Below are 9,407 nucleotides of genomic sequence, written 5' to 3'. Positions count from 1 at the left end.
GCACGCGAGGCTCCAGCGATTCCAGCTCCGACGGCGGCCGGTCGGCCGCGACCACCACCTGCTTGGCGCTGTCGAGCAGCATGTTGATGAGGTGGCAGAATTCGTGCTGGATCGATTTGCCTTGCAGGAACTGCATGTCGTCGATGATCAGGAGATCGATGTCGCGCAACTGCTCCTTCAGCGTCAGCGCGTTGTTGTCGCGGATCGCGGTGGCGAAGCGCCACATGAAATACTCCGCCGTCAGATAGACGACGCGCGACTTCGGATTGTGCCGCAGCGATTCCGCCGCGATCGCCTGCAAGAGATGCGTCTTGCCGAGCCCGACGGTGGCATGCAGGAAAAGCGGGTTGAAACGCACCGCGCTCGACTGCGATTCCGCCACGGCTCTCGCCGCCGCGAAGGCCACCCTGTTGGACGGTCCCTCGATGAAGGAGGCGAACGTGTAGCGCGGGTCGAGCGGCGACCCCAGAACATTGTGGCGGAACTCCGGTTCCGCGGACGCGCCCTGGCGGGGCGCCGGCGCCCGTTGTTCCACGCGTCCGGCGCTCGCGGTGCCGTTGGCGAGCGCGGTGTGCGTCTGCCTGGTCGTCTTGCGTGCCGGCGCGATTTCCGGCTCGATATGGTTGCGCCCCTGGCGCGTCGCGGTGCGCACGACGATCTCGATCTTGAGGACGTCGGGATCCTCATGCCGCCACAGCTCCGCGATAAGCTCGAGATAGTGGCCGTTGATCCATGACCGCAGGAAGGCGGTCGGCACCGAGATGCGGACAATGCCGCGGGAAGCCTCGGCGACCTTCATGCGACCAAACCAGCTCGAATAGACCTCGGCCCCGAGACGCGCCTTCAACTGGGCCTTGACCCGTTCGAACTTCTGTTCCGCGTCGCTGGATACCGCCACGTCGCCCTCTCCGACAAAAGTTGCTGGAAGTGGGAGATCGCCCGCTATCTCCCTCTCGATGCCGCTTTGCATGATCACAGTTCCTTGTCTTCTCGTACCCTTTTCCCGCCGGGGATGCGCCTCCTGCATCCTTGGTCCGGCGACCTCATTCGCCGCGCTGCCGCTGCCGCCGCCGGCAAACGGTCATCGCAACTCGCGCAAGGGACCAGCCGCCGGCTCCGCACGCCGGCTTCCGACAAAGACAAGGCAATACGCCACCCTCCGGCGAAAACGCCGGCGAGACATCGACCGCCAATGTACAATTACGCCAGTCCCCTACCGCACCGAAGAGACAAACCAAGCCACGCGCGGAATTGCTCCACGTCATGAATTCTGCCATTTTGTGCTGGCCGATTCAGGCTGGGTCAGGGGCTTAGTGCCCGTCCCTTCGATGGATGGACATTACCGAAATCGCTGTGGATAGGGCAAGGCCACATCTAACGGTTTTTTAACGAATCTGGTTACCGAACGGGGCTTGAATTCGGGAGCTGCGACGGCACGTTTTGACAAAGCCATTGTGATTCAAACCCTTTTCCGGCGAATATGAAAAAGACCGCCCGAAACGAAATATTCTGAAATAATTCTCTTGACAGCTACTTCTCCCCCGCGGCCCGGCCGTGCGTTGAACAAGCTGTGGATGACCGTCTGTAAGCACCTGAAAAGAATGCGGAATTTCTGACAGGAGAATTTGGGCAGCTGCCGCGGCAGAGGCGGCAGATATAAGCGGCGCTGTATATGCCGGCAAAACAATACCGGCATTTGAATCGCCTCACAAGTGCAGCTTGCGGGGGAACTTTTTAAGTACTTGCCGGCAAACGAAAAAACCCGGCCTGTGCGGCCGGGTTCCAAATCGATGGAGGATTGAGTCGGTCAGGCCGACAGCGTCTTGACCCGCTGAGCCAGTCGCGAAACCTTGCGGGAAGCCGTGTTCTTGTGGACGACGCCCTTGGTGGCGGCGCGCATCAATTCCGGTTCCGCAGCCTTGAAGGCTTCCACCGCAGCGGCCTTGTCGCCGGCGGCCAGTGCCTCTTCGACCTTGCGGACATAGGTGCGGACGCGCGAGCGGCGGTTCTTGTTGACCGCAGCGCGGCGGGCGATCTTGCGCGTAGCCTTTTTGGCCGAGGAAGTATTGGCCATGATGCCTCTCTTCTGATCTGGTGAACGCCAGCGATGTCGCAGGGCGCAAAAAACAAACGGGCAGCCACGGGCCGCCTCGGTTGGTGCGGCTTATAGTTCAGCTTTTCCGCCTCGTCAACGCCGCTTCGCGGTCTTTTTGGGCCTCGATGTCATGTCCCGCAAAATCGCGGCCACCTGGGCGAAGCGCCTAAAGCGCGTCGCGATCTTTCAGATTCGCTCCATGCGCTTTAGGTTTTGATTTTAAGCATGTCTTTATCCCGAAACCGGTTCCCACTTTCGGGAGACATGCTTTAGCGGTTGGTGAAGTTCGGCTTCCGCTTCTCGACGAAGGCGGCCATGCCTTCTTTCTGGTCGTCGAGCGCAAACAGCGAATGGAAAAGACGGCGCTCGAAGCGCAGCCCCTCGGCCAACGTCGTCTCGTAAGCGCGGTTGACGGCTTCCTTGGTCATTATCACCGACGGCAGCGAGAACTCGGCGATCTTCGCCGCCGCCTTCAGCGTTTCGTCGAGCAGCTCGGCGACCGGGACCACCCGCGACACCAGCCCGCTCCTCTCGGCCTCGGCCGCGTCCATCATCCGCCCGGTCAGGCACATGTCCATCGCCTTGGACTTGCCGACGAATCGGGTCAGCCGCTGTGAGCCGCCCATGCCCGGCATGACGCCGAGCGTGATCTCGGGCTGGCCGAATTTGGCGTTGTCGCCGGCGATGATGAAGTCGCACATCATGGCCAGCTCGCAGCCGCCGCCGAGCGCATAGCCAGCGACCGCCGCGACGATGGGTTTGCGCGTGCGGGTGAATTCCTCCCAGCCGACGAAGAAATCCTGCGTGTAGGCGTCGGCGAAGGACATCGCCTGCATTTCCTTGATGTCGGCGCCGGCGGCGAACGCTTTTTCCGAGCCCGTAAGCACCATCGCGCCGATGGCGGGATCGGCATCGAACGCGCTCGCCGCCGCGACCACCTCCGCAAGCACCTGCGAATTCAGTGCATTGAGCGCCTTGGGCCGGTTCAGCGTGATCAACCCGACCTTGCCGCGTGTTTCCACGAGAATGGTTTCATAGGTCATGGTTCGCTTCCTCCGCGGGGGTGGGATGATCGATACCGTTCCTAGCTTACCGCTGACAGGTCCGGCAATAGAAGGTCGAGCGGCCGCTCTGCACGATGCGTTCGACATGGCCGCGGCAGCCCGGCTTCTGGCACGGCTCCCCCTCGCGATCGTAGACCGCGAAGGAATGCTGGAAATAGCCGAGCGATCCGTCGGCCTGGACATAGTCGCGCAGCGACGAGCCGCCGGCGGCGATCGCATCGGCGATGACCGAGCGGATCGCCTCGGCGAGGCGTTCGCTTTGTCCTTTCGCCTTCTTGGCCGAGCCGGCGATGGTGCCGGCTTCGCGCAGCGGCGAGAGCCCGGCGCGCCACAGTGCTTCCGAGACATATATATTGCCGAGCCCGGCGATCAGGCGCTGGTCGAGCAGCGCCGCCTTGAGCGGCGATCTGCGATCCTTCAGCAGCGAGGCGAGCAGGGGGCCGTCGAGCGCGTTGCCGGTTGGCTCGATGCCGAGTCCCGCCAGCATCGGATGGGTGTCCGGCGCGCCTTCGGCAAACAGCATGAAGCCGAAGCGGCGCGGGTCGTTGAAGATAACGCTGGACCGCGCGCCATTCGGCGAGGTGACGTCGAACACGACATGGTCGTGCGCGGCGATCTTCGAGCGCTCCTGATGGAAGGAGCCGGGGATGTCGCTGCTCCCGGCGGTTTCGATCCGGAACGACCCCGACATGCCGAGGTGGCAGATCAGCACCGGACCATCTTCGACATGCATCGTCAGGTATTTGGCGCGCCGGCCAAGCGCCGTCACGGTCTTGCCTGTCAGCCGCTCCGAAAAGCGCTCGGGAAAAGGAAAGCGAAGGTCGGGCCTGCGCGCTTCGACCTTGACCAGCCGCGCCCCTTCCAGGACCGGCTGCAGTCCGCGCCGGACGGTTTCGACTTCAGGCAGTTCAGGCATGGCCGCCTATCGCTGCAAGGAATGATGTCCCATGGCGTCCGGCTGCCAGGCCAAGGTGATCCGCAACGGTTTCGCCGATATCGGCGAAGGTTGGCCTCAGCCCGATGTCGCCGCCCTTCAGCCCCGGCCCGATGCCGATCACCGGAACGCGCTCACGCGTATGGTCAGTGCCGCGCCAGGTCGGGTCGTTGCCATGGTCGGCTGTGAGGATGAGAAGGTCGCCCGGCCTGATGCGCGACAGCGCCTCGGGCAGCCGGCGGTCGAAGGCTTCGAGCGCGGCCGCGTAGCCGGCGACATCGCGCCGGTGACCGAACTCGGTGTCGAAGTCGACGAAATTGGCAAAGACCAGGTCGCCGTCGCCGGCATCGTCCATGGCGCCGAGCGCCTTGTCGAACATCGCCATGTTGCCGCCGGCCTTGCGCACCTGCGAGATGCCGCGATGGGCGAAGATATCGCCGATCTTGCCGACGGCGATGACCTTGCTGCCGCGCTCCGTCAGCCGGTCGAGCAGGGTCGGCTCAGGCGGCGGCACCGCATAGTCGCGGCGGTTGTGGGTGCGCTGGAACGTGGCGGGCGTCTCGCCCACGAAAGGCCGCGCGATCACGCGCCCGATCTTCAAGCGATCGACGAGCCGGCGCACCTTGAGGCAAAGCTCATAAAGCCGCTCCAGGCCGAAATGCGTTTCATGCGCGGCGATCTGCAACACGGAGTCCACCGACGTGTAGCAGATCGGTCTGCCGGTGCGGATATGCTCTTCGCCGAGCCGCTCGATGATCTCGGTTCCCGGCGCATGGCAATTGCCGAGGATACCCGGCACCTTGCCTTCGCGGATGATCGCGTCGGTCAGCTCGGCCGGGAAGGCAGGCACCGTGTCGGGAAAATAGCCCCAGTCGAAGCGCACGGGCAGTCCTGCGATCTCCCAATGGCCCGACGGCGTGTCCTTGCCGCTTGACACCTCCTGGGCGGCGCCGTGGAAGGCCGAGGCGATCAGCGGCGTGTCGGCGTCGAGCTGCAGTCCGGTTGCCGTCCGTGCCGCCAGGCCAAGCCCGAGCGACATCATGTTGGGCACGGTGAGCGGTCCTTTGCGTAGACCTTCCCGGTCGGCGCGGCCTTCGGCGCAGGCCTTGAAGATATGTCCGAACGTGTCGGCGCCGGCATCGCCATAGCGTTCGGCGTCGGCCGCGCCGCCGATGCCGAAAGAATCGAGAACGAACAGGAACGCGCGCGCCATGGGTGTCATTGTTGTCAGTCCTGGTCGCCAGACATAAGGTTCCCCGGCGGCGTTGGCAAATCGGAAACAAACCGCAACCGCTTCGCGCCATAGTTGCGACGAGGCGTGGATATGGCGGGAGCAAGGCAAGCATGGCGAGGCGCGGCAAGACCGCGGCAAGGCAGGCCGTGAAAATGTGCGCGGCCGCTCTCTTGGCGTCCGGCGCCGCCGCATGGCCGGCACACGCCGCCTGGCGTGACGACATCGGCACGTTCCGTATCGGCATCGTTGCCAAGCCGGGCGGCGGCAACACCGTCCCCGGGCTTGCGCGTCTGACGGAAGCCTATGCCAACGCGCTCGGCATGAAGGTCGAGTTCGTCGTTGCGCGTGACTATGCGGCGCTGATCGAGGCGCAGGCGAGCGGGCGCGTGCAATACGCGGTCTATTCGGCGCTTGCCTATGCCACGGCCTCGGAGCGCTGCGGCTGTGTCGAGCCACTGGTGGCGCCGGTCGACGCCGACGGCGCCGTCGGCATCCGCTCCGTCCTGGTGACGCGCGACGGCAGGCTTCAGGATCTTGCCGCCATGGCTTCGCATCGGATCGCGATTGCGCCGGCCGATAATGTCGGCGGCGCGCTGCTGCCGCTGGCGGCCCTTTCCGCCGCAGGGGTCAAGATTGCGCGGGATTCGCCGTTCCTGGCACGCGCGGCGTCGGCCACGGCGGCCGAGACGATGTTGAGCGTCGGCGATGCGGATGGCTTGTTCGGCTGGGAGCCGGCCGATGCCGACGGCCAAGCCGCCCATTCCGGCGGCACGGTCGAGCGGCTGGAGGCTGCCGGCATCCCTGAGGCGTCGCTTAGGGTGTTATGGACCTCCGACCTGTTGCGCTACGGGCCGCATGCGGTCCGCAGCGATCTCGATCCAGAGACGAAACGACGGCTGACCGTCTTCCTGACCAATCTCAAATCACAGACGCCCGATGTGTACGACCTCCTGGAGAGGGCGCATACCGGCGGCTTCGTGCCGGCGACGTCCAAGGATTACGCCATGGCGATGGGCATTGTGCGGCAGGCATTGGATGGCCGCTAATGACCGTCAGCAGTCGCTGCAAGGGATCATCGGAACCCGGCGAGGCCTGAGATAATAAGTCTCGCTCATGTTTATGTTGCTGAAGGTCGACAGCAATCCAAACGATTTCGCTTTTTCATCGGTCGCGCTCCAGGCGATGACCGGTGTATAGCCGAGATCGCTTTCCACACGGATTAGGAAAGTGTTGCGGATTTTCAGCGTCGAGGGGACAGTCGTGGTGTCGCCGGGCTTGGCATCGGCGCTGTAGGTGCTGCCAACCAGCTTGCGCGACCACACTACCTTCACTGTCGGCGATGCCTGGTCCGACATCTGTATGGCGGTGATGATGATTTTCGGATCCGAGCGGTTGTAGGGCAGAAGCGTCGTGCTGCCGATCTTCATGATGGCATCGAGGTTCGCCTTCACGACCGCCGTCTGCTGCGTGACGAGATCCGCCACCATGCTGCCGATGCGGCTAACCTTCTTGCTGGTCTCAATGGCCTGGGAGGCTTCCATCGTGATGAAATACATTATGAGCAGCACCGGCACGATGAGCGCAAACTCGATCGCCGCGACGCCGCGCCGATCGCGGCCAAACCGGCTGGCTCGCGCCACGATGGCCGAAATCCCCCAATGTGCCCCCGCACGGTACATCCTATCCTCCAGATCGCCGCAGTCTCAGTCGTCCACCAGTCTCAGTTGTCGTCGAACGGTTCGTTCTGCCAGGTTACGGACGCGAAATGAAGCGTGGTCCCATCAGTGAAATTCTGCATCTGTTTGGCCAGGAGATCAGTCATCACCGGCCATTTGTAGAACACCCGCAGCATGTTGATCGATTCGGCCAGCCCGGGCGATGTCGTGAAGGTCTTGTCGCTTCCGCTTTGCGTCAGCACGATTTGGTTGCCATTTATTCTGTAGCCCGCCGTAGCTGCGTCGGCGAAGCTCGGATATTCACGCAGGTCCACCAGCAATCCCGGGCAGTCCTTGGCCACCATGATCTCCAGCCTGCTGCAGATCAGCTGCTTGATGGAGGCTTCGGTGACGTTCGACCTCTGCAACTGCCCGGTCCGCAACTGGCGGGCGACATCGTCGGTGACGTTGGCCATCACCTCCTGGCCGGCAAAGGAGATGCAGCTCTCGAGGATAGCGAAGACGAGAAGCGCGAACGGGATGGCAAGCATCGCAAATTCCATTGCCGTGCTGCCGCGTCTGTCGCTGAAGAAGCCGGGGCGGGGTTTGCCGCGCGCCGAACTGTCCATCCCGTTGCCGGATGTGGCATCCTTGCTCATTTGCCTTCCTGCCGATCCCCTTGCGGTACCGGCGGCAAGGTAGCGAAAACCCATTGAGGTCCAGTTTGGATGATCGTTAAATTCGCCGGGCAGGCTTTAAGCTGTCTTTAACGCCTGCTCAGACGCTTTTCTTCGGGCTTAGTGCGCGGCGCTCATTTCGGTTTCGGAAACCTTCTCGGCCTCGGTCTTGTAGGCGCTCTCGCAATACGGCGTGCAAGACATGGTCTGGACTTCGGCACGCCTGTAGATGCGTACCGAGGAAGCGGCCTGCCGCACGACGGTCACCTGTTCATCGATGATCGGGCTGCCGTCGGAGTCGAGCACGACCAGATTGGTGACGCCAAAACCTTTGCCGGTGAGAACGATGGTCGAGGCGTCCTGCACCGAGGCATCGGCGATGGCGGGGTTGCCGATGACGACGGTGTCGGCCGCACGGGACAATTTGACGATCTTTGCCTGGTTCATGGTCACTTCGACACCCCCGCCGGCCCTGGCCGGCATCACCAAGGCTGCAGCCGCCAGCAGCGCGGCGACTGGAAACAGCGATCTCGACAACCTCATTGAACAGCTCCCGGCAGGCGGATTCTTCAACGGAACATGAACGAGATTGGTGAAGCAACGGTTAAACCGGACCTGGCCGCGATTAAGGACTTTGCCTCGCCCGTCCACGCGCTGACGGCGCTTCCTGTTTTAGTAACATTGCACAAGCGTCGGTTTGCGCCGCTTTGCTCGGTCCTCGAGCCGGCTGACAATGTTTAGGCCGCGGTTAACCACGCAGTGCGTTCGCCCCCGGAAAGGAATCGGTAAGGCTGTTTATTAAGCCGATCGAAACGGCTTCTCCCTAGATTTGCAGCATCCGATCAACCGCAAGAGAAGTTGACGGAAGTGCTGTAACACGTGGAGTAGGAGCTCTCGCATGTCTAATCTCATTGCACGTTTCGTGAAAGACGAATCCGGCGCGACCGCCATCGAATACGGTCTGATCGCCGCTCTCATCGCGCTCGCCATCATGGTCGGCGCCACCTCGCTTGGCACCGCGCTGAATGCCAAGTTCGATGCGATCGCCACGGCTGTCAACGACGCCCCGAACTAATAAGCCGAGGGACGGCGAAGCCATTCTGACACAAGGGCTGCCTCGCGGCGGCCCTTGTTCGTTGCAGCATCCGGCCACCCTACTCACCGATCGTTAATGCCCCGTGCCTTAGATTGCGCGCGGTATTGTCTCACGGCACCTGTTTCATGCTCGAAGCCATAATCTTCGTCGTCTTCCCGTTCTGCATGCTGTTCGCTGCGATCTCCGACACGTTGTCGATGACGATCGCCAACCGCGTTCCCGTGCTGTTGGTGGCCACATTCGCGCTTGTCGCGCCGCTCACCGGGATGGACTGGGCGACCTATGGCTGGCACTTCGCCGCCGGCGCCCTCGTGCTTGCCACGACATTCGGCCTCTTTGCGCTCGGCGGCATGGGCGGCGGCGACGCCAAGCTTCTGGCCGCGAGCGCTCTGTGGATGGGCCTCAACATCGATTTGATCGGCTATCTGGTGACGTCGGCTTTCCTCGGGGGCCTGCTGACCATCGCAATCCTCGCCTACCGTACATCGCCGCTGGCCGCCTATACCGGCCACAGCCGGTTCCTGCGCCACTTCGCCGACGAGAAAGTGGGCATTCCCTATGGCGTCGCGCTTGGCGCCGGTGGACTGATCACGTTCCCGGATTCGCCGCTGATGGTCTGGGCGCTGCAGAGGCTCACGGCATAGGTTTGGCG

Annotated in this window: 11 protein-coding genes; 3 read left to right on the top strand and 8 right to left on the bottom strand. The window is 63.0% G+C overall.

Features of this window, described 5'->3' with window-relative positions:
• From EOA28_RS14205 to EOA28_RS14185, 5 genes are all read right to left on the bottom strand, one after another.
• Nucleotides 1–970 (bottom strand): DnaA/Hda family protein (locus EOA28_RS14205; RefSeq protein WP_189342042.1); only part of this gene is annotated, 970 nt, incomplete at its 3' end.
• 837 nt (nt 971–1,807) lie between these two features.
• Nucleotides 1,808–2,074 (bottom strand): 30S ribosomal protein S20, encoded by a 267-nt coding sequence (rpsT, locus tag EOA28_RS14200; RefSeq protein WP_040985913.1) that lies wholly within the window; start codon nt 2,072–2,074, stop codon nt 1,808–1,810.
• A 290-nt stretch (nt 2,075–2,364) separates the two neighbouring features.
• The gene (locus EOA28_RS14195) at nt 2,365–3,138 is read right to left on the bottom strand and encodes an enoyl-CoA hydratase (RefSeq protein WP_127252222.1); all 774 of its coding nucleotides are present in this window, start codon (nt 3,136–3,138) and stop codon (nt 2,365–2,367) included.
• A 46-nt stretch (nt 3,139–3,184) separates the two neighbouring features.
• Nucleotides 3,185–4,075, bottom strand: a complete 891-nt coding sequence (gene mutM / locus EOA28_RS14190) for a bifunctional DNA-formamidopyrimidine glycosylase/DNA-(apurinic or apyrimidinic site) lyase (RefSeq protein WP_127252221.1) — start codon at nt 4,073–4,075, stop codon at nt 3,185–3,187.
• Nucleotides 4,068–5,306: a phosphopentomutase gene (locus EOA28_RS14185; protein ID WP_127252226.1), complete on the bottom strand. Its 1,239-nt coding sequence runs from the start codon at nt 5,304–5,306 to the stop codon at nt 4,068–4,070. Before EOA28_RS14185 ends, mutM begins: the two co-directional genes overlap by 8 nt.
• 131 nt (nt 5,307–5,437) lie before the next feature.
• On the opposite strand from EOA28_RS14185, the gene EOA28_RS14180 reads away from it, so the two are divergent.
• Entirely contained in the window at nt 5,438–6,373 is a 936-nt protein-coding gene (locus tag EOA28_RS14180; protein ID WP_127252220.1) for a PhnD/SsuA/transferrin family substrate-binding protein, read from the top strand.
• A 6-nt stretch (nt 6,374–6,379) separates the two neighbouring features.
• Here EOA28_RS14180 and EOA28_RS14175 read toward each other — a convergent pair whose 3' ends face one another.
• From EOA28_RS14175 to EOA28_RS14165, 3 genes are all read right to left on the bottom strand, one after another.
• Nucleotides 6,380–7,006: a TadE/TadG family type IV pilus assembly protein gene (locus EOA28_RS14175; protein ID WP_126079385.1), complete on the bottom strand. Its 627-nt coding sequence runs from the start codon at nt 7,004–7,006 to the stop codon at nt 6,380–6,382.
• Between the two features lie 41 nt (nt 7,007–7,047).
• Nucleotides 7,048–7,611 carry a TadE/TadG family type IV pilus assembly protein gene (locus EOA28_RS14170; protein ID WP_245463484.1) on the bottom strand — a complete coding sequence of 188 codons (564 nt, stop codon included), beginning with the start codon at nt 7,609–7,611 and terminating at the stop codon, nt 7,048–7,050.
• A 168-nt stretch (nt 7,612–7,779) separates the two neighbouring features.
• Nucleotides 7,780–8,202, bottom strand: a complete 423-nt coding sequence (locus EOA28_RS14165) for a pilus assembly protein N-terminal domain-containing protein (protein ID WP_127252218.1) — start codon at nt 8,200–8,202, stop codon at nt 7,780–7,782.
• Between the two features lie 355 nt (nt 8,203–8,557).
• On the opposite strand from EOA28_RS14165, the gene EOA28_RS14160 reads away from it, so the two are divergent.
• Together EOA28_RS14160 and EOA28_RS14155 are read left to right on the top strand one after the other, a co-directional pair.
• Complete coding sequence (locus EOA28_RS14160) at nt 8,558–8,734, top strand: Flp family type IVb pilin (protein ID WP_127252217.1); 177 nt, start codon at nt 8,558–8,560, stop codon at nt 8,732–8,734.
• 146 nt (nt 8,735–8,880) lie between these two features.
• Entirely contained in the window at nt 8,881–9,399 is a 519-nt protein-coding gene (locus EOA28_RS14155) for a prepilin peptidase (RefSeq protein WP_128314975.1), read from the top strand.
• Nucleotides 9,400–9,407: the final 8 nt, after the last annotated feature.

Source organism: Mesorhizobium sp. M2A.F.Ca.ET.067.02.1.1 (assembly GCF_004023285.1).
In the GTDB taxonomy this organism is placed as follows: Bacteria; Pseudomonadota; Alphaproteobacteria; order Rhizobiales; family Rhizobiaceae; genus Mesorhizobium.
Note: the sequence above shows the minus strand (reverse complement) of the source record. Positions and strands in the feature narration are given on the sequence as shown.